Genomic DNA, 26,112 nt, shown 5'->3' with positions numbered 1-26,112 from the left:
AGTTAGCCCATGTATCGCACCGAACAGTTGAGCCATAACCGAGGTTCTACGGGACGGGCTAAGACCAGCTACCTAAAGGTGAATGCGTCAGCCGGGTTGCGATTGGAGACTGCACCCGGCTTTCTTATGCCGCCACGGTGCAGCCCGATCTAGCTCGCTTTTGGAGCCCAAAGCTTGCAGCGGGTCTGGCTACTCCTTGTCTTTCCTCAGCTTCTCGAAAGCTGCCATCACGTTGGCAGTGGCTACCGCCTGCGACTCTCCAGTGACCCGCATCCGTCTATCAACCAGTTTCTCAACGAGCTTCTGGGTGGAGTCCATTCAGCGATGAACCAGGAATGCCAGGACGTAGCCGATCAGCAGACCTTTGCCGAAGGTGATCCACAGCATTTGGTATTTGCTCAGACCAAAGCTTGTCTGATCCGCTTGATAAACGTCTTATGCCACAGCAGGACTGAGCAGGTCTGTTTCGCCTTCTTTGACGTCTTGGATGTCTTGCCCATCCATCCATCCTGCCCTCAACCAACCTCAGATGCCCAGCCAAGCTCCTTTGGCCAGGTGGGCGCCCAGAGATTGCACCACTTCATCTTTTTGCACCAACACGGGGCATCGAGCGTGATCGTCGCCGCGCATTGGCAACAAAAAAACCCAACCAAAGGCTGGGCTTCTCTTGAATGGAGCCAAGGAGACTCGAACTCCTGACCCCCTGCATGCCATGCGTCTCAAGCGTTAACCCAGAACCAAACCGGAGACAAGCAAAACCCATTGCAGCACAGGGGTTTCAAGAAATACCCGCCTCACCTGCAACAGCAAGCAGGAGCAGATGACAGCAGAAATCACACCAAATCACGGCATCCTGAGCACCTGCTTGCCAGTCAGGTGCTCATGGTCAAAACGGCTCCTTGGCTCAAGGACCTGCGGGGCACGGTCAAGCGGACCTATGGCCCTGGGTGGGTGCTGGAGGAACGCTCAGGCTGTTTCAAGATCCAGCGTCGTGAAACAGGAAACGCCAGGGAGGGGAAACGCCCCACAATCACCACCAAGATTCGCTTTGCTCCAAGCAGCAGCACCGAGGTTCTTGTCCTCGTCGGTGAGCTGAAGCGAAAGATTGCTGATCTTGGGATGGGCCTTTATGCCGCCCACTCACTGATCAGCGGTGCGGCAGAAGACCAGAACTCTGGGTGCACCAACTGGCCCGAAGTGGTGAAGCGATATGAGGCCAGCCGTGTCGGCACAGGACAGGTGAAGGCTGCCACCTACGACCGCGAAGAACGCCGTCGGATCGAACGAACTGTTGAGCTGATCAAAGCAAAAGGGCGCGATGCTGCGAATGACGGCCCTGGGGTCATGCGGAACTACACCAAACAGCACCTTGCAGACCTCAAGCTGGGTGGCGTCGGACGTAAGCGTGCGCTGCTGGATGTCTCCCGCTTCTTGCGCTTTGCAGTCACCAAATGCGGCGCAGAACAAAGCTGGCTTCCTGCTGATGGTGACGATCTCCAAGAGCTGATCGGCCTAGCTGAGACGAGGAAAGAGGACAAAGTCCCGGTCAAACCAGAACAGCTATTCGGGCTGATCGACAGCCTTTACGAGAAGCCGGAGCTACGCCTCGCCGTCACCCTCGTGGGGTTGTTCGGTCTACGTCCAGCGGAGCTGAAAGCAATGCGTGTGGAGGGCGGGAAGCTCAAGATCGGCAATGTCAAGCGCAACCGCGCCACGGCAAGGACTCCCAAGCCCGATCGCATTGCCTACCCCCTTGAAATTCCAGAACTCGCAGGTACAGCAGGTCAGGCTCTGGCTCAGCTCAGCAGTGGGCTGGTCAAGCTGCCGGTAGGGATCCTGAACGCCCAAGACTTCAAAACCTGTGGGCACACCTTCAGGCAATACCTCGATCGCCATACCTATTGGGCGGCGCTGGTGAAGGCCAATCCAGGACTCTCCCCGTACAGCCTTCGGCATGGCTACGCCTACCGAGGAGCACTGGCCGGCATACCTCTCAGACAGCTCGCCGCATCAATGGGCCACGACGTGCGCACCCACATGAAGCACTACGGCCAATGGACTGATGAGGCTGGCCTCGATGCTGCTTTCGGTGCAGCCAACGCCAAGCTCACCGCATCCCTGACCAGCCGTCAGCAGCAGATGCAGCAAACTGACGGCAATCCCGATTAACCGAAGCGGGTGGCGATTACAGATGAAACGGCTTTTTCAGGTATCTGCGGCTGAGTTCACTACGAAGCAAGTGGAGTGCTCTGGATGCAGTGGCGATGCTCTCAGCTTAGCGTTGGAAGCAGAAAAGGTTGATAGCTGGAAGGTCAGCCGAAGAAGCTCAGACGGGAAGGATTGGTTCTTTGACGTGACTATTTCTGGTGAGGCCAAAGTGTTTAAGGTGCGCACGCTTTAATCACCGCTCAGGCGGCGGGCAGCGCCTCCAGCCTGTCTTCTGCATCGTCTGCCATGCCTGCACCGTACTGGTTGCAAAGAAGAAACCCGCCATTGCTGACGGGGTGGGGCGTGTGAGGTCGATAAAAATCTGCTAACTCTCAGTAGATCTACAAGCAAGCTTGTCTCCTCCTTTCTCGTAACACCTCTTCCAACTGAGAGGGGTTTCGCGTTTATGCACCTTTCAAAGCTTGCACCGTGATGGTCACAGAGCCATTTGATGACTTTTGTATGTCGTACATCAAACCCCTCAGGCGACCTTGTACTGCTGTCAGAAGGTCCTTCTCCTGTTGAGAGGGATTTTTAACTAGAGAAGTGATTAGACGGACCGAAAGGCCTACAGACCCAACAACTCCCAGTGGAGCCATGACAACGGAGAGTCCTGGTATCAGCAGTAGAGCTACTGCAAGAAATACTGATACCGGAAGGGCACCTGCTGCCATCAGACCGCTTTGCTTGAGGATGTCGACAACGATCTCCTTCTTCCTCTCCGTCGTGGCATTTAAGAGTTCGTCTCGATGTATCAGAAGCATGTCAATGGCAGTTATTGCTGCTGCATAGACCGATGCCTCAAAGGCATTACCAAGGGTCCGCTGCCAGAACTCTTGGGTCCTGACCGTGGTCAAGAAGGCATCCATATGGTTGTCAAAGCTTGCCCCTACTCGTTCCTGCAGCGTCATATCTCTACTGCCGCGAGACATATTTGTTGAGCCGTCTTCCCAAATCGCGTTGATGGGATCCGAAGCCCTTCCAGGGTTGTTCGCCTGACTCTCGATATGTGACCAATGCTTTCCTTGTGGATCCCCACCCTTAAGGAACTGGTCCACAACCTCAGTTCCGTACTTGGTCAGTTCATCCGGCAACGCTTTTACAGCGTCGACAGTGTCTATGCCGTAGTTCTTCATGGCACTCGTAATACGAGTTACCTGATCTGCGCTTAAAGGGATATCTGCGAATTGACTCAAGGAGGCTCCAATAGCCCCCAGTCCGACCGTCACTGCCGCAGTTGCCTTATCGGACAGTGGTTTGACGGTATCAATCGCGGTCTTCGCTAACCCCTTCACGGAAGACGGGGTGGCGCTCTTAACTTTCTGGATGAACCCTTCCACTACTTAACAGCTAGTTCGACAACACCGCCGATTTAAGCGCAACCAGTCCTCATCCCAAAATCGAGCTAGAGAATCACCCCCAGGTGCCAACCAGTCAGCCTGTCCTGCTCTTCCGCCGTCAGCAACGAACAACAGCCCCCGACATTCAGACGTAAGTTCCCGCCCTGATCTGTTCGTGGCGCATGGACCTACTACAGGCTTGTGACGAGATGAAGTCCTTCATCGAGACCGCTCAGAAGCTGATCGAAACGTGGGACGAAGATCCAGACAACTATTCGAAATTGGAAGAGGGCCTCACTGCCATGAAGGCTGAACTAGCGAAATTCGGGAACTGAAGGCTTAGGCCGGCGTTTCAGCAAAGGTGATTAGGTGTTGTGTCTCACCACGTTGATCAGCAGAGCAGCTCGTTGAGCCGCTGCTGAGGAGATCGACCGCCGAGGGCTGAGTGCTTCCTGAGCCCGTTATAGATCGAGATGTAACGCGGCAGCCAGTTGTCGCGTTCCCGGGAGTTCTGGAAGGCCATCGCATAGGCCCATTCCTTGCAGAGGGTCTGGATGTAGACGCAGTCGGCCGGAGGCCATACCGTTCGGCTTTGCCGTTGGTGCGGGGCGTGTAAGGCCTGGTGCGGATGTGCTTGAGGCCAAGGGCTTTGCAGGCCTTGGCAACGCTGCGTGAGAGGTATGCGGGACCGTTGTCCGACATCACTTGGCGGCACTCCATGCCATGGCCGTTGAACCAGGCCACAGCACGGCTCAGGAAGCCGATCGCTGTGGCCTGCTGCTCGTCGGCGAGCACCTCGACGTAGGCCAATCGGGTGGCATCGTCGATCGCAACGTGCACACGGTCGTAGCCGACGCCGGCAGAGCGGCCCTGCCGCCGGTTGCCGGTGATTCGGTGGCCGACCTTGCGAAAACGGGCGAGCTTTTTGACGTCGATATGGATCAGGTCTCCGGGATGCTCCCGCTCGTAGCGCTGCACTGGAGGTTTGGGTTCGAGATTTCGCAACCGCCCGAGACCAAGGAGGTTGAGCACCCTGGCCACGGTGGAGAAGGGAGCGGCTAGCAGCCTGGCGATGTGCCGGAGGTGGAGGCGTTGGTGACGGAACTCCACGGCCTGTTGCAGTTGCTGTGGATCGAGCGTCCGCCGCTGGCTGCGGCGACCACTGCGTCGATCCACCAGAGCGGCTGCCCCACCTGAGCGGTAACGGGCCAGCCACTTGTAGGCACAGCGGAGGCTGATACCAGCTTCTGCAGCCAGTTCAGCCAGGGAGCGGTGGTGGTTCAGGTGTTGCGAAACCAATCGCAGCCGGCCTCGCTGCGTCAGGCGGGCATTGGCGTGTGTATGCATGGGGTGTGAGGTTTCGGTTGGGCGGTGACACCTCAACCGGTAGCGACCTCACACCTCATTGGCTACTGAACAACCTGCTGAGACAGAACAATTAGGGCCATCTGGCCCTAACTTTCAACCGCCAGCTCAATCACGTTCCGCAGCGTCACCCACTGATCCGGAGTCCATGGCGGGCCAGTCCATGCGGCTGGATCCAGAAATTCATTAGCCCTCACGGACCAATCCTCACGGCCCTCAATCCAATCGTTGATCGGTGCCATCGCTGTATCCAGCGCCTCATCGCTCAACAGTTCACGTCTCCACAACGGGCTTGCGCTGTTAAACCCTGTGTTCGCCTGCACTTGCTGCCGGAGACTTGGCAGCCCCGGCGGATCGGTCTCCAGAAAAACGCAACGCCCATCACCCCCTGGGCGGAGATAGTCGTCCAGCACGCCGCGCTTCAACATCCGCCTCAAAGGCTCAGCGGTTTTGAAGCCCAGCAGCCGCCCGGCTTGCCTCAGATTCACTACGGCCATTCTCAAAAATCCTCACGACTCAAACATTTCTGACGGTGGCCAAAGCGTGCGCGAACGAATCACCCACATGTGCCTATACCAAGGACCCGCCCCCTGCGCCGCAGTGGATCTCAGCTATTCAGCCATGCGATCCACCGGGCGAAAATACCGCGCGGTGCATCCTGGGCGTTGATGCGGGCTTGCCACTGCTCAAACGTTTCAGCTATTAGGCCGATCAACCCCTGCCGAAGAATTCGCTAAAGCATCGGAATCAAACTTCTGAAGACGCTTCTGCTCCAGGAACCTGAGCGGCTGCTCGGTGTTGGCTCTCTCGGAGACACTCTGCCTGTATTGCTCAGCCTCAGCAAGGCGCGTCCATCGAATTTCTGCTGTCACCCCAATGTCCTCCGCTGCAGCCTCGGCTTCGCAAACCAATTCCTCCCAAGTGATGGTGAAAAACTCTCTTCTGAGGTTCACCAGATTGAGGCGACGAGCATTGATCCGACGGTGAATAGCCGTTTCCAATCCAGGCGCATCCTCGGTGAAAATCATCGCGTGGATATCGAATGGGAAGGGCACTGATGCATCACCAAGCTCACGAACGCGATCAGTGGGCTCGAGACGTCGTGTCATACCGACCTTGAAGACGTTGTGACCGAATGAGCCGATATTGCTGATGACATACACGTGACCGCTGCGGGTCATCTGAGCGCGACTTATAGCCCGCTCTCTATTTGCCTCGGCTTCTCTGACGCGACGCTCTAGTTCTCTGATTTTCTCGAGATATTCGTCACTCTGGTCATTGGCCGCAGCCTCCTTACGAGCCTTGGCCAATAGCTCTTCGTATTTCTCGGCATCGCGCTCTGCAGCTTCTTTGGCTTCTTCGGCTTCACGGCGTGCCTTCTCCTCTTCGCGCTCTTGTCGCCTTAGTTCAATCTGCTCTTCTCGCTCGGCTTGTTTTGCCAGAGCGTTCTCGTGAACCAAATAGGCCTCGTCAACCTTCAATTCGACAAGGCGAGCATCCCAAGGAATCTCTACACGAGTCCTTGCCTGCTGTTCGTAAAACTTGAAAGCACGGTCGATTTTTCCGAGGACTGTCGAATCATTGGAGTGCTTAAGCGTTGAGATTGCGGCATCACATTCACCGTTGAAGCCGCGGAGCAACGCTGTGAGGGTCTGTCGCACATAGGCCTTACCTTGGGCACTAGATCCGCCGACGGTAACTCCACTTTCCTTGCATTCAGCTAGCAGGTTTTTACCTAGAGCCTTTTGTTTTTCTCGGTTCTGCTTCAGAAGATCGGCAAGTCGTCTCGAATCGAGACCTGGGTAGCGACGAGCAGCAAAACCCGCGTCGTCAAGGTCTAAGAGGTCTTCGACATCTTGATTCAGCTCTTTTATTTGCTACCGAAGCTCAGCTTTATCATCCTTTAGACCTTGCTTCTCCTTTTCCAGATCTGCTACGTGATGGCGTGGTAGATCCAGTTGGTTACGTGCAAGCCGAGAGTGGCTTTCGGCGGTAGCTCTCGCCTTTTCTATCTCGTCAAGCTCTTCTTGGGCGAGTTTTCGTTTCTCCCTGATTTCGGTTTCGACATCTTTGCGTTGTCTTTCGATCTTTCTCTGAACATCATTCAGGCCTAGTTCAGCAACTCTCCTTCTCCCTCTGATCTCGGCTTAGACATCAAGTATTGGTCTAAATTTTCTGCGAACTCCCGCATCAGCCAGCAGGGCTGCCACTGCTGATCCAGCGAATAGTCCAGATCCGATCGCCAGCTTTTCGAGCCTTTCTTTCTCTGAGGAACCCAGCGCAGCAACGGTCACTGCAACACCGCCGACAACACCAGCCAAGGAAATGAATCTGTACATGCTCCACACTTCGCTCCTATCAGCTTGCCAGCTGTGATTGGTTTGGCAGATCCCCCGGTTGAGGGATTCCGATAACGCCCTGCCCCCTCTGAGTCATTGCGCCAGTCAGCTCATGTATCAAAGTGAACAGTCGGGTCATAACTGAGGCGCCACTAGTCCTCGGTGACTGAGATAGACACCGGCAAGGCAGTGGCGGGACTGCCATCACTCCAGCAGGTTCGGCCATAGGGATCAAGCCAATAAGTGGAGTGTTGGGATGTCATGCAGACCAGCCTTCTGTTAACTCAACAAGAAGAGGACATAACCATGACCATCCGTCGGATCACCACGCAGATTGATCAATCACAACTATTCAGCAAAGGGTCTTCAAAGAGAGCCCTTCAGTGTCTCCTGCACCCTCCTAACTACCCGAACTATCCGCACTGCTCAATTCAGGAGAGAAAAGAGAGAGCTTTGTCTCAGACAGCCCGTGGTTAACAGGGTTGGGATAGTCCGGAGACTGCGGAGGGTCTTTCGGAGACACCGGAGGACGGAGCTTTGCCTCACCAAGGGCCGTCTTCCAAGGTCGATACAGATTCCGCCTCGCGCCATTGGCACCAATCGTCCGCTTAATGAATAGCTCTTTGCGATGCAGCTGCTCCAGGTTTTCGCGGGCCTTGCGTGTGCTGTCCTTGCCGCTGTATTGGACCGATAGTCGTTCAACCAACCAAGACGCTTCCATCTCATGCCGACACTCATCCCAGGCAGCTCTGACCTCAGCCAAGGCGGAACCCTGACGATCGGTGAGGTTGTGCTCAGCCTTTTGACGGGCCTCATCTTTAGCAATCTCCTCAAGGTCGCCAACCTTGATGAACCGGCATGCCTCTTGCTGCTCGATCACAAGCCCAACAGGTTTGGCAGCTCTGCCTTGGGTAGTTAGGGCAATGCGCTGGTCGGTTTTGTCCTTCTCATTGAGCCAGGCCAGCTGAATGACCCGACTAGCCGCGGCAGTGATCGCGGTACTTCCCCTGGATGCAGTGGATGCACGCTCGTCCTCATTCCCCTTGCCAGCGTGGTAAATCAGGATTGTGGTGACTTTGTGCGGAGCTAATGCGCGAGCGAGTGCACGCATCGGTTCAGCGAAGTCGGCGTCGTTTTCCTTGAGTCCAAGCGGCCCATTGTGGGCTGCGAGTGAATCGCAGATACAGGGCACCGGGATGATCGGCGCAGTGCTGAGCGATGTTGGCGATGCCTTCTTCATCAAGGAAGACGGGAGCGTCCTGCGGCCAGATTTTTTTGATCTCAGGCACCAAACGAATGTCGGCAGTGTCGTCATCAATGACCGTTTCGGTCGCCAATCCAGCTTTGGAGAGATACCAAGACCAATCCGCCAGCCCTTGATCGGGACCAACAATCAAGATTGCTGGTCGATCTGGCAGCTTTGCCAACTCCAGACCCATGAATGACGGGCAACCGCTCAACCAACTGCGGAGCAAGTAGAGGACCAGGGCAGTCTTGCCGACCTTCTCGCGAGCAATCAGCAGGTTGACGCGATCACGGAGAAAAATCCCTTCCCAAAACCATTCCATTCTGGGAACACGGATCGCCTCAGTCGCGTCGTAGCCATCCTTCCAATCGTGGAGTTGACGCTCCGCTTGTTTGTCGATGAAGCGGATCTCGTTGTCCTTAAGGCTGAAATTTTCGCCGTAGGCAAAAGACCGAATAGAAGCGTGCCGTAGCCGTATTGGCTGCTCTTGGCGATGCAGCCTGACGGCTAACTCATTGACAGCAGCAAAGAAGAGCTGATCAGCAGTCGGGTTTTTGTCATTCGACATCGCTCTGCCTCTTCAGTTTTTCGGGGTCGTGTTGGCCGAAGACATGCACAGGGCCGTCTTGGGTTTGCGTGATTTTTTTCAGTGCCCAGCCGTTGACGACATAACCAATGCGCAGCCCTGCTGGGGCCGAGAACGTCGTCCCGGGCATGCAGAAGAGCAGGCCACTGCTGCTGTATTCACACCAGAGGTTTGAACCACCAGGGCCGTCATGACGACCGCAGACGGGGCAGGGGTTTGCGCGGCGGGTGTTGCTGCGCTTCCGGTCAGTTGGCCGGTGTTTTTGCGGCGGTTGCTGTGCTCTGGCGTGGCACTCCTTGATGAACGCCCACCACTTCGAATCGGGTGCTTCCAGTTGCTCAGGCCCTGCACCATCGAACCAGATGTAGCTATCTCCTGATGGATGCCGACCGCCAATGATCACTTGGCGACGCCTGCTGTAGAGGACCTCGACGGCTTCGGCTTTGGCGCCGTTGCATGCGGGCTTGGTGTGGATCGTCGTCTGGAAGCTGCTGATCTCCGCTGCCTGTTCTGGGGTCAGCCGGAACTGAAGTTTCAGCCGCCATGGATCACCGGATCGCCCGACGATGAACGTGCCGGACATAAACGGATCAAGGCTGTCCTTCCAGAGCCTGTCGATGGCTGATTGGCCGTCCAAGTCAATTGAGAGGATCTGACCGTCTTCTGGACCAGTACGGAGGCCAACGGCTTTGCAGCCGGGGAAGTTGGCAAGTTCCACCAATGACAGCCCTGGGGATGAGGGCCAGGACTTCAGGAGTGGATTTTTATGGCTGCCACAGGGCAGCAAGCAGCAGCCACTACTGAAAAAAGGCTGCAACCGCTTGAGTTGCGGCTTCGGAGATTTCATAATGGGGTCAAGCAATTTTCTTTGCCCTGGCGTTGGCGCGCCGGGGTTTTTTCATGCGCGATCGACGGCGCTCGTTTATCGCCCTTGCTTCTCTTTACGGACCTGAATCCCGCGCCTATTCATTGCTGCCCTGACGCGGTCAACCTCCCAAACAACCGGACTGTTCCTATGTGGACCGAGCACATAGTGCGTGCCGTTTTCTAGAAAGCCGCCGTTGTTTTCACGACGACGCTGAAGCGTGTCAGGACTGACGCCTAGCTGAAGAGCAGCAAGCGAAGTCCGCATCCAGTTGGACATGGAGAGGTATTGGTTGTGAACAAATCGGTCGCCGGAACCAGTTCAGCCATTTCAGAAGCCAACGGATATATCCGTCGGGGAGGTCAGGCTCGTAGCGCCGCCTGAACCAAATTTTTTGGGCTTACTAGGGTTTGAGTCCGGTTCGATCGATTTGTAAAACGCTACATGTAGCGGCAACTAAGCGCAAGCAGAAAATCTGGCACTAGAGAGAGCCGAGACAGAGACTCCAAAAATCACACCAACGAGCGGAATCACACCACTACCCAAGTCACCCCAGACACAAGAAAACCCAGTCAGAGACTGGGCTTCAAAGAATGGAGCCAAGGAGACTCGAACTCCTGACCCCCTGCATGCCATGCAGGTGCTCTACCAGCTGAGCTATGGCCCCATGTCGACGTGGTGGCTTCAGAGCCGCCGTCGTCGTGTCATAGCTTACACCGCGGGAGCCTCAGACCTGGCGCCAGACAGCAACCAAGCGACCCTGCACCTCCACCTGTTCGGCGGGGAGCTCAATCGGTTGATAGGCAGGGTTGGCAGCTTCCAGCACCACCGTCGCCCCCTGGCGATGGAAATGCTTCAGCGTGGTGCCACTGCCAGCCACCAGAGCACTCACCACGGTGCCGTTGCGCAGCCGCTGCGGATCCTGCACCGGCTCCATCAACACCACATCCCCATCGGCGATGTGGGAGTCGACCATCGAGTCACCATTCACCGTCAGGGCAAACAGACCACGGGTCTCCAGCACGGGCGCCAGATCGAGATGCTCCTGCACGTCATCAAAAGCCGTCACAAGGCCACCAGCGGCAACGGCGCCCAGCACGGGAATCCCGGCGGCACCCACCATGTCGCCCAAGAGTTGCAGCGTGCGCGCCTGGCCTTCCTGCCAGGTGATCCATCCCTTCTGCTGAAGATGGCGCAACCGGCTCTGGATCGGCGCAGGAGAGCGGAGTCCCATCGCCTGCATCATCTGGCGAATCGAAGGGCTGTGGCGATGGGTGCCGATGTAGTCCGCCAGCCAGTCGTAAAGCTCTTGCTGAGCAGTGGTGAGGGGCTCCTGGGGGGCACGGGTCACCGCAAGAAAAGGTTCGGGCAATACATTTGTACCGTTCCTTGCCGTGTGCCGCAAGCGCAGGCTCAGTTCAAACCAGCTTCCACACCGCAGCCTCGGGAATGCTCGGCGCCAGGTTTAGGTCTTTGGGCTCCTTAAACACCACACGCCATTCCGGAACCCGGCAAGAGACATAGCCGGGATGCTCAATCAGCAGCCCCGGCTGCTCGGTTGTGCTGGCCACCCAGCCCGACATCCAGTGCCCCTCCTCCGAGAGGCCACCTTTGAACCAAACCCAGCAGCGTTCCTTGCGCATCGCGATGCTCTTCAGCGGTTTTTGTAGGACTCAAGCTGTTGCGGACAGGCCGCCATCAGATATCCCATCAACTGCCCGGTAATACGGGACTTTTCCTGATCGGTTGGTGCGTTGGGAACATCCTCGTAACGCATCGAGGTGTCGCGCTCAAACATGGTTTTGAGCTCAGGATCCGGCAAGGCGTAAAAAGCATCCACACCCATTTCACAGATTTTCTCGGCCGTCCATCGGGCGATGGTGCTCTGCTGTTGTTTGTCGGTGGCCTGATCCGCTGACGCTGCCACCGCATGGGCGGTGACGATCAACGGCACCAACCAGCGGTGGATCACCGTCATAGACCACCCATCAACACCGCCAACAGAGCCTGCTGCGCATGCAGGCGGTTTTCGGCCTGATCAAAGATGCGGCTTGCCTTGCCCTCCATCACCTCGGCGCTGATCTCCTCACCGCGGTGGGCCGGCAGGCAGTGCAGAACGATCGCATCGGCTGCCGCCTGCTCCATCAGGGCTTGATCCACGCAGAATCCCGCAAAGGCCTGCTCCCGCTGGGCCTGTTCGGCTTCCTGGCCCATGGAGGCCCAAACGTCGGTGTAAACGGCCTGGGCTCCCGCCACCGCCTCACGGGGGTCAGTCACCACCTCAATCGAGGCACCGTGCTGTGCCAGGGATTGGGCCTGCTTAAGCACACCCGGCAAGGGCTCGAAGCCCTCGGGGCAACCGATCCGCACATTCACCCCCAGCAACGCGCCGCAGAGCATCAGGGAATGGGCCACGTTGTTGCCGTCGCCCACATAGGCCAGGGTCTGACCAGAAAGGGCGCCATGGGCTTCCTGCATGGTGAGGAAGTCGGCCAGGGCCTGACAGGGATGCTCCAGATCGGTGAGGGCATTGATCACCGGCACAGAGGCCCAGTGGGCGTACTCCACCAGTTCCTGCTGGGCGAAGGTGCGAATCGCCAGCACATCGCAGTAACGGCTGAGAACCCGAGCCGTGTCTTCCAACGGCTCGCCGCGGCCCAGCTGGGAGACGGAAGGATTGAGATCCACCGTCTGGCCGCCGAGGCGGGCCATGGCCACCTGAAAACTCACACGGGTTCGGGTGGAGGCCTTGCTGAAGATCAGGCCCAGCACACGGTTGCCGAGATCGATCCGACGATCGCCGCTCTTCAGTTGTGCAGCCAGATCCAGCAACGCTGCTGTTTCGCCGGCGGAGCAATCCGCTGAGGAAAGAAAGTCACGTCCGCAAAGCGGAGACAGGACAGCAGCAACGCCCGCAGAAGCGGTAGCCATCGCGACGGTTCAAAGGACTGTTATCGGGGATGAGGCCCGCTGCCGTCAAGCGGTCACACCGGAGGGCAGCACACTCGCTTCGAGCATCTGCTTGAGGTCATCCCCCTCGATCACCTCTTTTTCGAGGATCTTCTGGGCGATCGTCTCGAGCAGCGCCATGTTCTCCCGCAGGATTGCGAGGGCGTCGTCGTGGGCCTGGTCCACCAGCCCGCGCACCTCCTTATCAATGGCCTGAGCCGTGGCATCACTCACCGAGCGGCGGGGGTTGTTGCCTCCACCAAGGAAACGGCCACCGCCCTGCTTGTCGTAGGCCAAGGGCCCCAGGGTGTCGCTCATGCCATAGGTGCCCACCATCTGCTCAGCCAGATCGGTGGCCCGCTGCAGGTCGTTGGCAGCGCCTGTGGTGATCTTGCCGAAGACGATCTCCTCAGCCGAGCGACCACCGAGAAGCGTGGCGATCTGGCCCTGGAGTTCCTCCTTGGAATTGAGGAAGCGCTCTTCGGTGGGCAGCTGCAGGGTGTAGCCCAGGGCGCTCATGCCACGGGGCACGATCGAGATCTTGGCCACCTTGCTGCCGCCAGGCATGAGGTGGCCCACGATCGCGTGGCCCACCTCGTGATACGCCACCACCTTCTTTTCATCGTCCTGAAGGACGCGGCTCTTCTTCTCCAGACCAGCCACGACCCGCTCGATCGCTTCACCCAAATCCTGTTGCTCAACACGGGTGCGCTGTGCCCGTGCTGCCAGCAAGGCAGCTTCATTCACCAGGTTGGCGAGATCAGCGCCGGCAAAACCACTGGTGGCCTGGGCGACGCTGTCGAGGTCAACACCTGCAGCCAGCTTCACCTTCTTGGCGTAGATCTCGAGGATGGTCTTGCGGCCGGAGAGGTCCGGACGGTCCACCAGCACTTGCCGGTCGAAACGACCCGGGCGCAGCAAGGCTGCATCGAGCACCTCGGGCTGGTTGGTGGCCGCCAGAACGATCACCGGCTTGTCCTGGGCGGTGAAACCATCCATCTCTGTGAGCAGCTGGTTGAGGGTTTGCTCCCGTTCGTCGTTGCCACCAACAACGCCCATGGAGCCCGAGCGGCTCTTGCCAATGGCATCGAGTTCGTCGATGAAAATGATGCAGGGCGCCTTCTTCTTCGCTTCTTCAAAAAGGTCGCGAACACGTGCTGCACCGGCGCCGACGAAGAGCTCCACGAACTCGGAGCCGGAAATAATGAAGAACGGCACTTCGGCTTCGCCAGCCACCGCCTTGGACAGCAGGGTCTTGCCCGTGCCGGGAGGGCCGACGAGCAGCACACCTTTAGGAATGCGCGCACCGATCTCGGCATAGCGCTCAGGGCGCTTGAGGAAGTCGACGATCTCCGTGAGTTCCTGCTTCGCCTCATCCACGCCCGCCACGTCGGCGAAGGTAATGCGCGACTCTTCATCGGGCACGTACACCTTGGCCTTGCTCTTGGTGAAGCTCAACGCCCCCTGAGCACCACCGCCCATCGAGCGGCGAGCAAAGAACTGCAGCACCAGGATGAAGATCAGGGGCGGCACCACCCAGCTGAGGATGGTGGTGAAGATGTTCGGCTTCTTCGGGGGAGCTGCCGCGAACTCAACGCCCTTGGTCTCGAGGCGTTGGGGCAGATCCATGTCGAAGATCGGCGTAGTGGCCAGCACCGGAGGCGTGCCCTCTTCGGGATCACTCAGCTCGTAGCGAATCTGGTCTTGCGTGATGAAGGCCCGCTTCACCGCACCGTCATTCACCTGGTCGATGAACAGGGAGTAGGGCACCCGCGGCACCTGCTGCATGCCATTGCTGGGAAGGAAGCTGCTGGCCAGCAGCAACACCCCGAAGCCAATCAGCACCAGGTTGATGATCCCGAAGCGACGGTTCGGCTGGTTGTCGTCCTGGCGGATCGGCATGGATGGCCTGTGAGTTCCGACACGCTACGAGGGATCTCTGGCAATCAACGGGTGTGAGAACCGAACGGCGCCTAGCTTCTGCCCATGTGTGGTCGCTACTGCCTCGACACGCCTCGCGCGGAATTGCAGCAGCTGCTGCGCAGCTGGTTGCGGCCGGAGGACAGCGCCTGGCTGGAGCATTACGCCCCCCGCGAGCTGATCCGCCCCCACGAACCGGTGCTGGCTGTGCGGCGTGAGCACGGTGAAGACCATCTCTCCCACATGCTCTGGGGCCTCCTACCGGGCTGGGTCAAGGACCCGCTGCAGGCGCCGCGACCGATCAACGCCCGCGCCGAAACCATCGCGGAGAAAGCCTCCTTTCGCGGGCCATGGCGTCATCACCGCTGCCTTCTGCCCAGCACCGGCTTTTTTGAAAAGGGACATCTGATCCAGCGCAAAGATCGGCAGATGTTCTGGCTGGCCGGTGTCTGGGACCGCTGGATCGGCCCCGATGGCAGTGAAGTGGAGACCTGCTGCGTGATCACGACGCAGCCCAACAGCCTGGTGGCCCCATTGCACGATCGGATGCCGGTGATCATTCCCGAGGGGTTGGAGAGCATCTGGCTGGAACCGGGTGATGGAGCCCACCGACGCGCCCTCGAGCCGATACTCACGCCAGCGCCAGTGGAGCCATGGGACTGCAGAGCACTCAAGCCGGCGGCCCCCGCCAACAAGCACCAGCAGCTCTCCTTGCTCGATTGAGCAAGGCTTGACAGCCGCAGCTCACTGCCGAACCTGGGGGCAGCGACAGTGGTCAAAGTGCTGGTGGGACTGGTTCAGCGGCTCCTGCGGCGTGATGACACCCAGCTGAAGCTGCTGTTGCTTTGCACTGTGATTGCCACCGTGGGCTTCGCCTTTCCCCGCCTGGTGTGGGCGACCTACATCGGCTATAGCCTGATTGCCTTGCTGCTCACCCAGGTGATGGTGGGGAGCAGCAACGCTCCGAACTGGAGTGATGTGCTGTATCGGGGTCTGGGGCTGATGGCCGTGGTGACCATGTGGCTCTGGCTGCTCACGCCCCTGGAGCTGATTTACAGCGGCATGCCGCTGGCCCTGAGCTGGAGCGTGCTGGTGGGCTGGAGCGTGATCCGCCTGGTAACTCGCTTCGCCAGCACCAAGCGCGTCACCGAGGCGCTGCTGATGGGTGCCACTGCGGGGTACCTGCACATCGGACTCGCCGCCGGCCTGGTGATGAGTGCTCTGGAAACCATCCAGCCGGGCAGCTTTCAACCCCTGGAGATGGCCAACGTCGGCGATTCGAGCGTTCTGGCCAGCGCCCGCCTTTTTTCGGCAATCAACTACTACGCCTTCGTCTGCCTCACCACCGTCGGCTTCGGGGACATCAGCCCGATGCTCCCCCTGTCACGGATGGTGAGTGTGGCCACCAGCGTTGCCGGACCGCTCTACCTCGCTGCCGTGATGGGGGTGCTGATCGGCCGCTTCGCCAGCAGCCTCGATCGGCAAAGCCGGGAGCGCTGAGCTCAGCTGCCGCTGCGCCAACGCAGCAACCAGTCGTTGCCCATGGGCTCGCTCTGATGCCACTGCCCCTGCAGCACCTGATCCATGGCGCTGAAGTTCAGATCTCCAAGGGGAGTGCGGGCCGCCATGCCCCCCATCAACTTCGGAGCCACCACCGCTGCAATCTCCTGCACGCAGCCCTGCCGGATCGCCGCGGCCGCCAGCTCAGGGCCGCACTCCCAAAGCACCTGGTTGCACCCCCGTTCCGCCAGGGCCTCCATCAGCTGCTGCGGTTCACAGGCCGAAAGCCGATGTGCCTCAGGCCCGGATGGCAAACGCCGGAGGTCGGCATCGGGGCCATGGGCCACGAGGGTCGGTGCCACCGCGGTGTCCCAGAGCTGGGCCTGATCCGGCAGATCCAAACTGCGGCTCAGCACCACCCGCAGCGGTTCCGGTGAACGCCGGCCCCTGCTGGTGAGCAGCGGATCATCGCCGCGCACCGTGCCGCCCCCAACCACCACGGCATCCATGCCGCTGCGCAGCTGATGCACCCAGTCGCGGGCGGGTGGACCGCTGATCCATTGGCTGGCGCCATTGGGCAAAGCAGTGCGGCCATCCAGGCTCATGGCCCATTTCAGAACCCCGAACGGGCGGCCGGTGCGAACGCGGTGCAGAAAGGCCCGGTTCTGCTGGCGAGCCTCCTCGCGCAGCACACCACTGATCACCTCCAGCCCCGCCTGCCTCAGCTGCAGGATGCCGCCCCCATCCACCCGGGGATCGGGATCCTCCAGGGCGATCACAACGCGGCCAATGCCCGCGCGCAGCACCGCCTCACTGCAGGGGGGCGTGCGGCCGTGGTGGCAGCAGGGTTCAAGGGTGACCACGAGGGTTCCGCCCCGGGCCGCGTCCCCGGCCTGCCGCAACGCACCCACCTCAGCATGGGCATCTCCAGCGCGCGCATGAAAGCCTTCGCCAACAAGGCGCCCTTCGCGATCAAGAACCAGGGCCCCCACGAGAGGGTTGGGGCTGGTGTGGCCCTCAGCAAGGGCGGCCAGGGCCAGGGCCCGCCGCATCCAGAGCTCCCACATCAGCTGAGGGGCAGCTCCTGCAGGGACCGCCATTCACCAACAACGTAGGGAGGGATCGGCAACTCGGTGAAGACACCCGGCAACGCCAAACGCAGCGGTCGGTTGTTGCTGAGATCGTCCAGCAGAGGATCGAGGGCAAATTCAGCCGCTGCGTCACGGCCATCGGTGGCCAGCACCGGATTGGCCAGGGTGATGTCGTCCAGCTGCCATTCGCGCCGACCCGCCAACACCTGGAGGCTCACCGGATGATCGAGCCGCAGTTTCCCGGGATAGCCCACCACGCGCAGCACCACAGGCTGGCCCGGAGGGCCCTCGCGGTAGGCCACCGCCTGCCAGCTGTCGTAATCGAGGTCCCTGAGGCTCTCCAGAGATCGGACCATGGCAACACCGGCCTCGTTCTCATGCTGATGAACCTGGGCCCAGGCCAGACCCGGCGTGAGCAGCAGCAGCCCCAGAGCGGCCAACAAACAGCAGAGCAAACGGCGCATGGGGAGGAGGTGAGTGAGTGAATTCTCACAACAAACCTGCGCAGAAGGCGATTCACGCCAAGAATCAACCCATGGAGATTGCATTCCACTCTGCTCCGAGCCTCAGCACGAGCCTGCAGGCGGTCGGGTTCGAGATGGATGTGGCCCAATTAAGCCAGGGCGCTCTCAATGGAGTCTTTCGGCTGGGTGGTTCAGGGCAGCTGCCGGTGTTGTCCATCCAGACCAATCAAGACCTGCTGCTTCAGGGCAACCGACGCCCTGGGGTGATGCCCCTCGGCTTGAACACCAACGATCAACATCCGGTGGTTCGCGGCAAGGCAACACAACCCGGCTCCCTGCACGGTTTTCAAACCAGCCTGAGCGAAGCTTTTTTTCAGCTTCCGGCAGGGGCCCACATCCAGGTTGCCCTCGTCTGTGAAACACGTTTTGAACAGCTCGCTACCGCCACCGGTGATCACCAAACGCTCGAGGTGATCCAACGAGCCAACTCCGCCAACCTCCACCCCCAGCGGTTTGACGAGATCAGCGCCTTGATCCAGACCCAGCTGATGGGAGGGGATCAGGACGATCTGGTGGAAGTGGCGGCGCTGGAGGCGTTGTCACCCCATCAGCTGCAGGGAACAACCAGTGGTGAACTCGGTGTAAGGGCGGGACTGATGAAAGATCTGGTGGCTTGGGGGTTCAAGAACACCGGCCAAGCGATCACGCTCAACGACTTAAGCGCCACAATCTTCGCCTCACGTTCTTCCATCGTTCACCACTGCCGCCAGAGCTTCGGCACTGGCCCCATGGCGCTGCTGAAACAGATCCGGCTCAGCCAGGTGCATCACGCCCTCAGCTCCCCGGAGGTGCAGCAGACCATCGGCGGCAACACCGTGCATGAGATTGCCTGCCATTACGGCTTCCAGAGCCGCAACCACTTCGCCAGGGATTACCGCAACCAGTTCGGTGAATCCCCCAGCGCCACGCTTCAACGGGCATCCGCTCCGGGGATGAGCGTCCAATCGGTCTCCGTGGCCCAGACCCCCCAGATGGCCATGGCCCTGAGGTAGTGGCAGGCCCTGTAGGTGTTCACCGCAGTGATCGCCTCAGGGGTGCGGAACTGCAAACCACCGGAATACACCTGCTCGACAACCGCTGAGCAGATCGCTTGTGCCGTCTGCTTGTCTCCCATCAAGCGGTAATAACTGGCGATGCCGAAGTTGATCCCCGTCCACACCTCGAGCGGGTGGGTGCCATTGGGATCCAAGGGCGTGCCATCGCGGCGCAGGCCGTTGGCCACACCGAGGGAACCGCCATCAAAAGCCTCGAAGCAGGCCTCCTTCACGGCCTTCAACGTGCTGCGGCTGTTGGCATCACTCACCACCGGCGGCAGACCCAAAAGCCGTGCATAGAAATCGCCGCAGAGTTGATCGGCCATCACCACCGGCGTGCCGCTCTCGGCATCAATGTCGTAGTACTCGCCGTTCCAGAGCAGCTTGTCGAAATTGCCTCGGGATTGCTCCAGCCAACCACTGAATTCCCTTTGCTCAGCGGAGGTGTTCAGCCCAGTGCTGAGCTGAAGGGTCTGGGCAATGGCCAGAGCAGCCTCGAGAGCTGCAATCCAGAGGGCACCGCAGTAGGCACTCACCCCTTTGAGGGGCCAGTCGTCGAAGGTCTGATCCGGAGCTCCGCCGTTGTCGGGCAGGCCGTCGTTGTTCACGTCGAACGTCTTCAGGTAGCGCAGCGCCTCCACGGCCGCCGGCCAGCAATCGGCGAGGAAGCGGATGTCTTCACCACTGGGGGCGAGCTTGAACGTGCGCCACACCTGCAGCACAAAATCACTGCCGAGGTCCTTCCAGAGGTTGCAGTCCTGATAAGCGGTGTAGTTGGTCGCATCCCAGGGGATCTCGTTGGGAGCCCCCAGGTCGTGGGGGGTGGCTCCTCTTACCTTGCGGTCAGCCTCCACCCGGCCCTTGCCCTGGGTGAAGTACCAACCGATCGGGCGCTGGGTGGCATCTGCGGCCGGAATCGCCCGGGCAAAGCTGCGCAGCACGGCCTTGTCGAGTTCCGGCCAGAGCTGCAGCAGGGCCAGGGATCCGTAGAGACGAACGTCAAGACTTTCGTACCAGGCGTAGTCGAGGCACTCGAGAATGCCGAAACGACCGTAGGGATCCTCCGGTGATGCCGCACTCCAGAGACTGCCGCCACTGCAGAGGTCGTAGAGCTCATTGAACAGAGCCATCCGCAGCGGTTCCGGCAGGTCCTGGCGTTGCAGCACCGGCTGCTGCCAGGCCTCGATCTGCTGTCGCCAACTGCGCCAGTCACGCAGCGCTTCAGCGGCAATGGCAACCGCCTGGTTGGCATCCGCAGCGAAGAAATCGGTGTAGCGGCGCAGCGCCTGGCTACCGGTGGCAAAAGCCGTCACAGGCAGATCCCAGCTGATCACCAGCGGAATCTCAATGCTCTGCCCGGGGGCCAGCTGACACTGCACCGCCAGCGCAGCACTGAGGGGATCGTCGGATCCACTGCGTCGGTCGTTGTTGCTTTCAGGGATGGAGCCATCTGCACTGAAGCTGTCCCACAGCTCACGCCCATCACCGCTGGGATTCCAGCGACTGCAGCGCTGGATCGTCACACCGGGCGGCTCGGCTGTGGCAATGCACCACTGGCCCTCACCTTCGGCAACGGGGTTGGAGACGTTGCCCTCCAGCACCACTCCCTTGAGGGAGCCATCGTCAATGCAACGGTTGCGCTGGCCGGTGGTGCTGCCGATGGCCGGGGCGTAGTTGTGCTCGGGGCTGCCGTCATCGCGGAAGTGAACCTCCGCCGAGGCATCGGTGTTGGTGAACCAGCCGGTGGTGTTGCGCCAACTCAGCAGCAACGACAAATCAAGAGGCTGATCCGTGGGATTGCGCAGCGTCCAGACGAACACCGCCACCGGGTAGCTGGTGCGCTGGTAATCACCCGGCAGGATCGGGCTGAAGGCCTCACAACGCACCTCGGCGTCATAAACGCCCTCATAGCTGGTCCAGCTGAGGGGATAACGGGCGGAATAGGTGCCGGTGCTGCGATCCGGCGTGCTGGCCGGGTACCACTCCCAGGCCTTTAGCGGCTGGCCAGCCTCCGGCCGCGAGGCATCCCGATCCGGCTGAACCGCCAGGGCGTGGGCACGCTTGCCGCGGCCATTCCCTTCAAACAGAGCGAACTGGCAATCGGGCAGCACCCCAAACCAGTGCTCGCCGCCATCGAGGTGCCAAAGGTTGATGTTGCCGTCGGGCGCCCGCCCAAAACAACCGGCTCCGAAGCCCCCCAGCGGCATGCCGTGGTTGGGGCCGTCGTCGAGGTTGCTGGCATAGCGAACCGTGTATGGCTTGTCCCAGCCCAGGCCAAAGGGTCGGCTCCAGGAGGCCTCCGGTGGCTGCCAGCCCTTGGCTTGCTTGCCGCGACCCAGCAGGGAGTTCAGAGCGGACCAACCGAACGAAGCCATGCAGGGGCCGAGAGTCGCCCCAGATTGCCAGGTTTGACGCGATCAGCCAGCCGTTGCGATCAGCCTGCAGACATCAGCCCGCAGACATCAACCTGCAGACAGTGGTGAGGGATTGTCTTCGGCATCCAGCAGGGCATCCAAGGTGACCGCCGTGCGGACCAAGGCTTGATAGCGATGCAGGCTGCGGCGGTTCTGATCCAGCCAACGGCCAGGGGCCGTCCCCTCCAGGTCGGGCTGATCGGGATCGAGCAGGGGCAGATCGTCCTGCTGAGCAATCAAGGCAATCACAAGCTCGTGCAAGCGTTGGCGACGATCGTGGGCTGGGGTCATGCCTCCTCCATCAGGTCGTTCAGGCGCTGTTCCGCCGCCAGGGGCAACGTCACCGGATCAGCGGTGTAGCTGCGGGCCAGGGCAATCCGAGCCTGCAGCGAGGCCTGCGCCACTGACCAGCTGCTGAGCCCGAGTTCGTCATAGATCCGTTTCAGCGCAGCGAAGGGTTGGCGGATCAAGTCCTCATAAGGCAATTCAACCAACTGCCCCGCAGGAATCCGATGGCGAGACGCCTCAAAGGCCTTGAGCAGCTGGCCATGGGCCGCCACCGTTTCCTCCACCTGGGTCACGGCATCGGGCACGGGCTGGAGCCCAACCAAGGCACCCAACCGCTGCTTCACCTGAACCAGCGAGCGGATCGAATCCTGTCGATCACGGCACAGCAGCACAAAGCGCGCCCTGGGAAAGTGGCGCAACACCAGTTCCACCCGGGCGGAATGAGCGCTGTTCTTGATCAACAACCCCGTCTTCCCCTGACCGTCGTGGAGCCAGGTGAGCTTGGTGAAATGCAGCCACTGCCGCTCAAAGGCGCGGGACAAGCCAAGAACATTGCGGCGGAAAAACCAGGAATAGGACCGAGGGAAGGCCATCCCCGCCATGTTGGTGTCCATGGTGAGTCGGGCCAGACCGACCTCATCCTCCTGGGGATCATTCGGCCCCCAAGGCACCGCATCGATCGGCCGCTGCCGCGTCATCCACGCCTTGAGTGCTAACCGAATCAGGGGTTTGAGCAACAACGCCACCTGCGGCGCCATGGTGAGCGAATTGCGCGCCGTCGCCAGCGTGGGGTCAGAGGCGAGCAATTGATGCAGATAGGTGGTGCCACTGCGCCAGTGGCCAATCACCACGATCGGATCATCGGGAAGTTCAGCCTTGTGCAACCGACGGGCGAACAGACAGGACTGCAGCCAAGCCATGGGCTCCACCACCAGTCCACTGAGGCTCATGGCCAGGCTCACCCTCCAGCAGGAGAGGGCCGGGCGGCGCAGCTGCAAGCCACGAAGCAGCACCGCAGGACGCACGAAGCCGCCAGCCACCAAGCGATTCGACAGCAGGTCAGCCCATGCCATGGCCCCACAAACCCTGACACCAGAATGACGGGATGATCGACGTGATCGGCACCGACGCCGGGGCGCCTGCCTCCTTGCCCGCTCCACAGCAGTCGCTGCTGCGGGCTGCCGCCGTGATTGCAGCGCCGCGGCGGTTGCAGGCTGCTCTCAAGGACTGGCTGGGGGAGGCATTGCCGGAGCTGATCAGCAGCGATGACCCGCGGGCTCTGGTGGACAGCCTGCAATCACGGCCTGCGGAAAAGCCTGTAGTGGTGCTGGCCAGCGGCGATCCGCTCTGGTTCGGCCTGGGGCGCATCCTTTGCGACCGCATCGGGGCAGAGCGGCTGCGGTTTCATCCGGCCCCCACATCGCTGCAGCTGGCCTTCGCTCGCATCGGTCGCCCCTGGCAGGACGCCGACTGGGTGAGCCTGCACGGACGGGACCCGGACATCCTGGCCAGCGCCTTGCAGAAACGACCACCAGCTCTGGCGGTGCTCACGGATCCGAGTCAAGGGGGCGCCAGCACTGTGCAGCGGATGTTGCGCAGCAGTGGCCTGGAAGCGAGCACGGACCTGTGGCTCTGTGAAAACCTCGGACATCCCGACGAGCGGGTGCAGCTGATCACCCCCGGCAGCGCGTTGCCGGCGGACCTGCATCCCCTGCTGATTGCGCTGCTGATCGCCAGGGAACCAGCAGTACCGGAGCCGCATGACCTGCCGTTGTTCGGACTCGACGACGGGCTCTACCTGCAGCACAGCGATCACCCCGGGCTGATGACCAAGCGGGAGGTGCGCATCCAACTGTTGGCGGAGCTCGCCCTGCCTCAGCTGGGCGTGCTCTGGGATCTGGGGGCCGGTACCGGCAGTGTCGGCCTGGAAGCTCTGCGCCTGCGCCCAGGGCTGCAACTGCTGGCGGTGGAACGCCGCGCCGGTGGCGCGAAACTGATCCAACGCAATGCACAACGGCTCAGCGTCAGCCCTGCGGCGGTACTGGAGGCTGACGCCACCACGGTGCTGAACGGCGAGCTCCCGAGCCAGCTCAGCCAGCCTGACCGGGTTCTGCTCGGGGGCGGGGGCGCCCAACGGGAGCGCTTGCTGCAGGACGTGCTCGCCCGGTTGCGGCCTGGAGGTGTTGTGGTGATTCCCCTGGCGAGCATCGAGGCCTTGGCCAGCGTTCGGCCACTGCTCGAGAACGCTGGATTGGCCGTGCGCGTGCAGCAACTGCAGGCCTGGCGGGGACAACCGCTGGGGGATGGCACCCGCCTGGCTCCGATGAACCCCATCTTGATCGTGACGGGAACGAAGCCGGCTCAAGCCGGCTTCAAGGGGAAGACTTGAGCGGGGTGATCCGAACCGGATCGCCGATGCCAATCCCAAGCCGCTGCGCCTCACCGGCACCGATCTCAATCACCGCATCAACAAAATCAGCCCGTCCATTGCCGTCGGCATCGGCGGCGTAGGAGCGACAGGGCAGGGCAGAGCAGGTGGGAACGGCAGGCACCAGATCAAGCACCCGCCCATCGCGCACAAAGATCATGTCCAGTGGCGCAAGGGTGTTGAACATCCAAAAGCTCACCGGCTGCGGGGTGGAGAAGGGGAACCACATCCCGCGCAAGGGCGGCAGAGCCGGCCTCTGCATCAACCCCAGCCGCTGCTGTTCCGGACTGCGGGCCACCTCGAGATCAATGCAACGCTGCTGGGCCACGCACCAGCGGGCCCCAATTGACAGCCACTGCGGCGGTGACTCAGGGGGCAGAGCATCCATGGCCGCTCAAGCCTCCGGCAACACCTGCCCGAGGCAATAGCCCCGGCCGCGCACGGTGTGCAGCAAACGACGCTCACCACCAGCCTCCAGCTTCTGGCGGAGATAGCGCACGTACACCTCCACAACATTGCTGCTGGAACGCTCCCCCTGCCACACCTCCTGAAGCAGCAGCTCGCGGCTCAACACCTGGCCGCGCCGCCGCAAGAGCACCTGCAACAGCATGAATTCCCGGGCCGTCAACGCCACCACACGGTCTCCCCGCCGCACCGTTCGGTTGGTGGGATCGACACTGAGATCGTCCAGCTCAAGCAGCGCCGGTCGCTGCCCCGAGCGCTGTTGAATCGTGCGGTGCAGGCGCAGACGCAACAACAGATCGCTGGGCCCGATCTCCGAGAGCCAGAAATCATCGGCACCGCTTCCCAGGCAGGCGGCGCGAGCCTCAACGCTGTCGCGTTCCAGATCCAACAGGATCGGCGTGGCCCCGAAACGGCTGCGCAGGTCTTGAATCAATTCGGCCTGATCGGCCGCCAGCACAGCGGCCACTGGAGATTCACCCGGTTCAGGGGCATGGGCCGAGGGCCCGGCACTGAGCCAGTCGAGGGTGGCGTAGCCCGATGCAGCCAGACGGGGCGCCAGCGACACCGCCGAAGGGCCTGCCAACAGCAACAGGGGACCAGCGTTCATTCCCGCTCGGGCTTGGCGATGTGGGGCAGGCCCCAACCCAATTTGTTGCGCAGCACCTGGAAGAACTCATGGTCGGCGAGGCGCACAAAGCGCACCGGGTGATCGCTGCGGCGGATCAGCACCCGATCCTCGGGCCAGACATAGCAACCGGCACTGCCGTCCACCACCATCATCAGCCGCTCCGGCGTGGCTGGAAAAATCGTGACGGGTTCACGGTCGCTGAACACCAGGGCGCGGGAGGCCAGGGAATGGGGCGCGATCGGGGTGAGTTGCAGCACCGGACAATCCGGCGTGATCACCGGCCCACCGGAGCTGAGGGCGTAGGCCGTGGATCCCGTCGGCGTGGAGAGGATCACACCATCGGCGGCAATATCCACCGGGGCGTGGCGGCCGATGGCGATCTCGAAGTGACACATGCTCGTGAGCGGCTCACGGTGCAGGGCCATTTCGTTGAGGGACAGCGCCTCCCAGCGGCGCTGATCGCCTCGCATCACACTCACCACGAGGTTGCTGCGTTCCTCGATCGTCCATTGCTGGGTGAGCACAACATCGAGGGCCCGGTCCAGATCATCGAGATAGGCCTCGGCCAGGAACCCCAGATGGCCGGTGTTGATCGTGAGAATCGGAATCCCCACAGGGGCGGTCTGCCGCGCGGCGGAGAGCACCGTGCCATCACCCCCCAGCACGATGGCCAACACCATCGATTGATCAAAGCCCTTGGGCACACAGGCGCTGTACCCCCGCAGCCGCAGGTGCTGATCAGGGTTGGCAAAGCCCACCATGCCCCCGGCACTGCTGGCCCGCTCCACGGCATGGCCGGCTGCCTCCAGGCGCTGCTGAATCGCGTCCGCCGTCTGCACCGCCAGCGGCTTGCCGTCATTGACGATCAGTCCGATCCGGGGCACTGATCCACGACGGGTAGAGGGCAACCTCACCCTATGGG

The 26,112-nt window shown here is 60.9% G+C and carries 25 protein-coding genes, 1 tRNA gene and 1 pseudogene; 6 read left to right on the top strand and 21 right to left on the bottom strand.

Features of this window, described 5'->3' with window-relative positions; translation table 11 throughout:
* Nucleotides 1-174 precede the first annotated feature (174 nt).
* Together SynA1544_RS04840 and SynA1544_RS04835 are read left to right on the top strand one after the other, a co-directional pair.
* A complete protein-coding gene (locus tag SynA1544_RS04840) occupies nucleotides 175-699 on the top strand; it encodes a hypothetical protein (protein WP_186515019.1) in 525 nt (174 codons plus the stop codon).
* Nucleotides 700-882: 183 nt separating this feature from the next.
* Entirely contained in the window at nucleotides 883-2,169 is a 1,287-nt protein-coding gene (locus SynA1544_RS04835) for a hypothetical protein (protein WP_186515018.1), read from the top strand.
* A gap of 443 nt (nucleotides 2,170-2,612) precedes the next feature.
* Here SynA1544_RS04835 and SynA1544_RS04830 read toward each other — a convergent pair whose 3' ends face one another.
* The 13 genes and pseudogenes from SynA1544_RS04830 to ftsH form a co-directional block, all read right to left on the bottom strand.
* On the bottom strand, nucleotides 2,613-3,344 hold the full coding sequence (locus SynA1544_RS04830) for a hypothetical protein (protein ID WP_186515017.1): 732 nt from the start codon (nucleotides 3,342-3,344) through the stop codon (nucleotides 2,613-2,615).
* A 595-nt stretch (nucleotides 3,345-3,939) separates the two neighbouring features.
* Nucleotides 3,940-4,071, bottom strand: coding sequence for a hypothetical protein (locus SynA1544_RS14645; RefSeq protein WP_255477778.1), 132 nt, complete (start codon nucleotides 4,069-4,071; stop codon nucleotides 3,940-3,942).
* Nucleotides 4,072-4,187: 116 nt separating this feature from the next.
* Nucleotides 4,188-4,895: pseudogene (locus SynA1544_RS04825) on the bottom strand (leucine zipper domain-containing protein); the annotation flags it as partial.
* A gap of 107 nt (nucleotides 4,896-5,002) precedes the next feature.
* The gene (locus SynA1544_RS04820) at nucleotides 5,003-5,410 is read right to left on the bottom strand and encodes a hypothetical protein (protein ID WP_186515016.1); all 408 of its coding nucleotides are present in this window, start codon (nucleotides 5,408-5,410) and stop codon (nucleotides 5,003-5,005) included.
* 198 nt (nucleotides 5,411-5,608) lie between these two features.
* Nucleotides 5,609-6,553, bottom strand: coding sequence for a DUF4041 domain-containing protein (locus tag SynA1544_RS04815; RefSeq protein ID WP_186515015.1), 945 nt, complete (start codon nucleotides 6,551-6,553; stop codon nucleotides 5,609-5,611).
* Nucleotides 6,554-8,367: 1,814 nt separating this feature from the next.
* Nucleotides 8,368-9,066: an AAA family ATPase gene (locus SynA1544_RS04810; RefSeq protein ID WP_186515014.1), complete on the bottom strand. Its 699-nt coding sequence runs from the start codon at nucleotides 9,064-9,066 to the stop codon at nucleotides 8,368-8,370.
* A complete protein-coding gene (locus tag SynA1544_RS04805; protein ID WP_370594098.1) occupies nucleotides 9,056-9,802 on the bottom strand; it encodes a hypothetical protein in 747 nt (248 codons plus the stop codon). Before SynA1544_RS04805 ends, SynA1544_RS04810 begins: the two co-directional genes overlap by 11 nt.
* 741 nt (nucleotides 9,803-10,543) lie before the next feature.
* A tRNA-Ala gene (locus tag SynA1544_RS04800) sits at nucleotides 10,544-10,616 on the bottom strand.
* A gap of 60 nt (nucleotides 10,617-10,676) precedes the next feature.
* Nucleotides 10,677-11,300, bottom strand: a complete 624-nt coding sequence (gene lexA, locus SynA1544_RS04795; protein WP_186494920.1) for a transcriptional repressor LexA — start codon at nucleotides 11,298-11,300, stop codon at nucleotides 10,677-10,679.
* 67 nt (nucleotides 11,301-11,367) lie between these two features.
* On the bottom strand, nucleotides 11,368-11,592 hold the full coding sequence (locus tag SynA1544_RS04790; RefSeq protein ID WP_011363914.1) for a hypothetical protein: 225 nt from the start codon (nucleotides 11,590-11,592) through the stop codon (nucleotides 11,368-11,370).
* A gap of 11 nt (nucleotides 11,593-11,603) precedes the next feature.
* The gene (locus SynA1544_RS04785; protein WP_115161460.1) at nucleotides 11,604-11,927 is read right to left on the bottom strand and encodes a hypothetical protein; all 324 of its coding nucleotides are present in this window, start codon (nucleotides 11,925-11,927) and stop codon (nucleotides 11,604-11,606) included.
* Nucleotides 11,924-12,880, bottom strand: coding sequence for an ornithine carbamoyltransferase (gene argF / locus SynA1544_RS04780; RefSeq protein ID WP_186515012.1), 957 nt, complete (start codon nucleotides 12,878-12,880; stop codon nucleotides 11,924-11,926). Before argF ends, SynA1544_RS04785 begins: the two co-directional genes overlap by 4 nt.
* Nucleotides 12,881-12,925: 45 nt before the next feature.
* On the bottom strand, nucleotides 12,926-14,800 hold the full coding sequence (ftsH, locus tag SynA1544_RS04775) for an ATP-dependent zinc metalloprotease FtsH (protein WP_186515011.1): 1,875 nt from the start codon (nucleotides 14,798-14,800) through the stop codon (nucleotides 12,926-12,928).
* 84 nt (nucleotides 14,801-14,884) lie between these two features.
* Here ftsH and SynA1544_RS04770 point away from each other — a divergent pair, with 84 nt between their 5' ends.
* Together SynA1544_RS04770 and SynA1544_RS04765 are read left to right on the top strand one after the other, a co-directional pair.
* Entirely contained in the window at nucleotides 14,885-15,541 is a 657-nt protein-coding gene (locus SynA1544_RS04770) for an SOS response-associated peptidase (protein WP_186515010.1), read from the top strand.
* Between the two features lie 63 nt (nucleotides 15,542-15,604).
* The gene (locus tag SynA1544_RS04765; protein ID WP_255477724.1) at nucleotides 15,605-16,318 is read left to right on the top strand and encodes a potassium channel family protein; all 714 of its coding nucleotides are present in this window, start codon (nucleotides 15,605-15,607) and stop codon (nucleotides 16,316-16,318) included.
* 2 nt (nucleotides 16,319-16,320) lie between these two features.
* On the opposite strand, the gene ribD is transcribed toward SynA1544_RS04765, so the two are convergent.
* Nucleotides 16,321-17,385 carry a bifunctional diaminohydroxyphosphoribosylaminopyrimidine deaminase/5-amino-6-(5-phosphoribosylamino)uracil reductase RibD gene (gene ribD, locus SynA1544_RS04760; RefSeq protein WP_186515461.1) on the bottom strand — a complete coding sequence of 355 codons (1,065 nt, stop codon included), beginning with the start codon at nucleotides 17,383-17,385 and terminating at the stop codon, nucleotides 16,321-16,323.
* Nucleotides 17,385-17,873, bottom strand: a complete 489-nt coding sequence (locus SynA1544_RS04755; protein ID WP_186515008.1) for a DUF3122 domain-containing protein — start codon at nucleotides 17,871-17,873, stop codon at nucleotides 17,385-17,387. Before SynA1544_RS04755 ends, ribD begins: the two co-directional genes overlap by 1 nt.
* A gap of 71 nt (nucleotides 17,874-17,944) precedes the next feature.
* Between SynA1544_RS04755 and SynA1544_RS04750 the strand changes: the two genes are divergently transcribed.
* Nucleotides 17,945-18,925, top strand: a complete 981-nt coding sequence (locus SynA1544_RS04750) for a helix-turn-helix transcriptional regulator (RefSeq protein WP_186515007.1) — start codon at nucleotides 17,945-17,947, stop codon at nucleotides 18,923-18,925.
* On the opposite strand, the gene SynA1544_RS04745 is transcribed toward SynA1544_RS04750, so the two are convergent.
* The 3 genes from SynA1544_RS04745 to SynA1544_RS04735 form a co-directional block, all read right to left on the bottom strand.
* The gene (locus SynA1544_RS04745; protein WP_186515006.1) at nucleotides 18,844-21,342 is read right to left on the bottom strand and encodes a GH116 family glycosyl hydrolase; all 2,499 of its coding nucleotides are present in this window, start codon (nucleotides 21,340-21,342) and stop codon (nucleotides 18,844-18,846) included. The two genes, SynA1544_RS04750 and SynA1544_RS04745, sit on opposite strands and share 82 nt — an antisense overlap.
* An 87-nt stretch (nucleotides 21,343-21,429) precedes the next feature.
* Nucleotides 21,430-21,672 (bottom strand): hypothetical protein, encoded by a 243-nt coding sequence (locus SynA1544_RS04740; RefSeq protein ID WP_114988399.1) that lies wholly within the window; start codon nucleotides 21,670-21,672, stop codon nucleotides 21,430-21,432.
* Complete coding sequence (locus SynA1544_RS04735) at nucleotides 21,669-22,742, bottom strand: sulfotransferase (RefSeq protein ID WP_186515005.1); 1,074 nt, start codon at nucleotides 22,740-22,742, stop codon at nucleotides 21,669-21,671. The genes SynA1544_RS04740 and SynA1544_RS04735 overlap by 4 nt, the downstream gene beginning before the upstream one ends.
* A 32-nt stretch (nucleotides 22,743-22,774) precedes the next feature.
* On the opposite strand from SynA1544_RS04735, the gene cbiE reads away from it, so the two are divergent.
* Nucleotides 22,775-24,058, top strand: a complete 1,284-nt coding sequence (gene cbiE / locus SynA1544_RS04730) for a precorrin-6y C5,15-methyltransferase (decarboxylating) subunit CbiE (protein ID WP_186515004.1) — start codon at nucleotides 22,775-22,777, stop codon at nucleotides 24,056-24,058.
* On the opposite strand, the gene SynA1544_RS04725 is transcribed toward cbiE, so the two are convergent.
* The 3 genes from SynA1544_RS04725 to SynA1544_RS04715 are packed head-to-tail and all read right to left on the bottom strand — an operon-like array spanning nucleotide 24,042 to nucleotide 26,074.
* The gene (locus SynA1544_RS04725; protein WP_186515003.1) at nucleotides 24,042-24,485 is read right to left on the bottom strand and encodes a DUF192 domain-containing protein; all 444 of its coding nucleotides are present in this window, start codon (nucleotides 24,483-24,485) and stop codon (nucleotides 24,042-24,044) included. The genes cbiE and SynA1544_RS04725 overlap by 17 nt on opposite strands.
* A gap of 6 nt (nucleotides 24,486-24,491) precedes the next feature.
* Entirely contained in the window at nucleotides 24,492-25,169 is a 678-nt protein-coding gene (locus SynA1544_RS04720; RefSeq protein ID WP_186515002.1) for a winged helix-turn-helix domain-containing protein, read from the bottom strand.
* Nucleotides 25,166-26,074, bottom strand: coding sequence for an NAD(+) kinase (locus SynA1544_RS04715; RefSeq protein ID WP_186515001.1), 909 nt, complete (start codon nucleotides 26,072-26,074; stop codon nucleotides 25,166-25,168). Before SynA1544_RS04715 ends, SynA1544_RS04720 begins: the two co-directional genes overlap by 4 nt.
* Between the last annotated feature and the right edge of the window lie 38 nt (nucleotides 26,075-26,112).

Origin of the sequence: Synechococcus sp. A15-44 (genome assembly GCF_014280115.1) — a bacterium.
Lineage (GTDB): Bacteria > Cyanobacteriota > Cyanobacteriia > PCC-6307 > Cyanobiaceae > Parasynechococcus.
Note: the sequence above shows the minus strand (reverse complement) of the source record. Positions and strands in the feature narration are given on the sequence as shown.

Coding starts and splice junctions, on each gene's coding strand:
- argF (WP_186515012.1), bottom strand. CDS start 12,880: ATGGCTACCGCTTCTGCGGGCGTTGCTGCTGTCCTGTCTCCGCTTTGC.
- SynA1544_RS04725 (WP_186515003.1), bottom strand. CDS start 24,485: ATGGATGCTCTGCCCCCTGAGTCACCGCCGCAGTGGCTGTCAATTGGG.
- SynA1544_RS04820 (WP_186515016.1), bottom strand. CDS start 5,410: ATGGCCGTAGTGAATCTGAGGCAAGCCGGGCGGCTGCTGGGCTTCAAA.
- SynA1544_RS04745 (WP_186515006.1), bottom strand. CDS start 21,342: ATGGCTTCGTTCGGTTGGTCCGCTCTGAACTCCCTGCTGGGTCGCGGC.
- SynA1544_RS04755 (WP_186515008.1), bottom strand. CDS start 17,873: ATGCGCCGTTTGCTCTGCTGTTTGTTGGCCGCTCTGGGGCTGCTGCTG.
- SynA1544_RS04720 (WP_186515002.1), bottom strand. CDS start 25,169: ATGAACGCTGGTCCCCTGTTGCTGTTGGCAGGCCCTTCGGCGGTGTCG.
- SynA1544_RS14645 (WP_255477778.1), bottom strand. CDS start 4,071: ATGGCCTTCCAGAACTCCCGGGAACGCGACAACTGGCTGCCGCGTTAC.
- SynA1544_RS04770 (WP_186515010.1), top strand. CDS start 14,885: ATGTGTGGTCGCTACTGCCTCGACACGCCTCGCGCGGAATTGCAGCAG.
- SynA1544_RS04785 (WP_115161460.1), bottom strand. CDS start 11,927: ATGACGGTGATCCACCGCTGGTTGGTGCCGTTGATCGTCACCGCCCAT.
- ftsH (WP_186515011.1), bottom strand. CDS start 14,800: ATGCCGATCCGCCAGGACGACAACCAGCCGAACCGTCGCTTCGGGATC.
- SynA1544_RS04835 (WP_186515018.1), top strand. CDS start 883: ATGGTCAAAACGGCTCCTTGGCTCAAGGACCTGCGGGGCACGGTCAAG.
- SynA1544_RS04740 (WP_114988399.1), bottom strand. CDS start 21,672: ATGACCCCAGCCCACGATCGTCGCCAACGCTTGCACGAGCTTGTGATT.
- SynA1544_RS04750 (WP_186515007.1), top strand. CDS start 17,945: ATGGAGATTGCATTCCACTCTGCTCCGAGCCTCAGCACGAGCCTGCAG.
- SynA1544_RS04790 (WP_011363914.1), bottom strand. CDS start 11,592: ATGCGCAAGGAACGCTGCTGGGTTTGGTTCAAAGGTGGCCTCTCGGAG.
- ribD (WP_186515461.1), bottom strand. CDS start 17,385: ATGTGGGAGCTCTGGATGCGGCGGGCCCTGGCCCTGGCCGCCCTTGCT.
- cbiE (WP_186515004.1), top strand. CDS start 22,775: ATGATCGACGTGATCGGCACCGACGCCGGGGCGCCTGCCTCCTTGCCC.
- SynA1544_RS04830 (WP_186515017.1), bottom strand. CDS start 3,344: ATGAAGAACTACGGCATAGACACTGTCGACGCTGTAAAAGCGTTGCCG.
- SynA1544_RS04735 (WP_186515005.1), bottom strand. CDS start 22,742: ATGGCATGGGCTGACCTGCTGTCGAATCGCTTGGTGGCTGGCGGCTTC.
- SynA1544_RS04810 (WP_186515014.1), bottom strand. CDS start 9,066: ATGTCGAATGACAAAAACCCGACTGCTGATCAGCTCTTCTTTGCTGCT.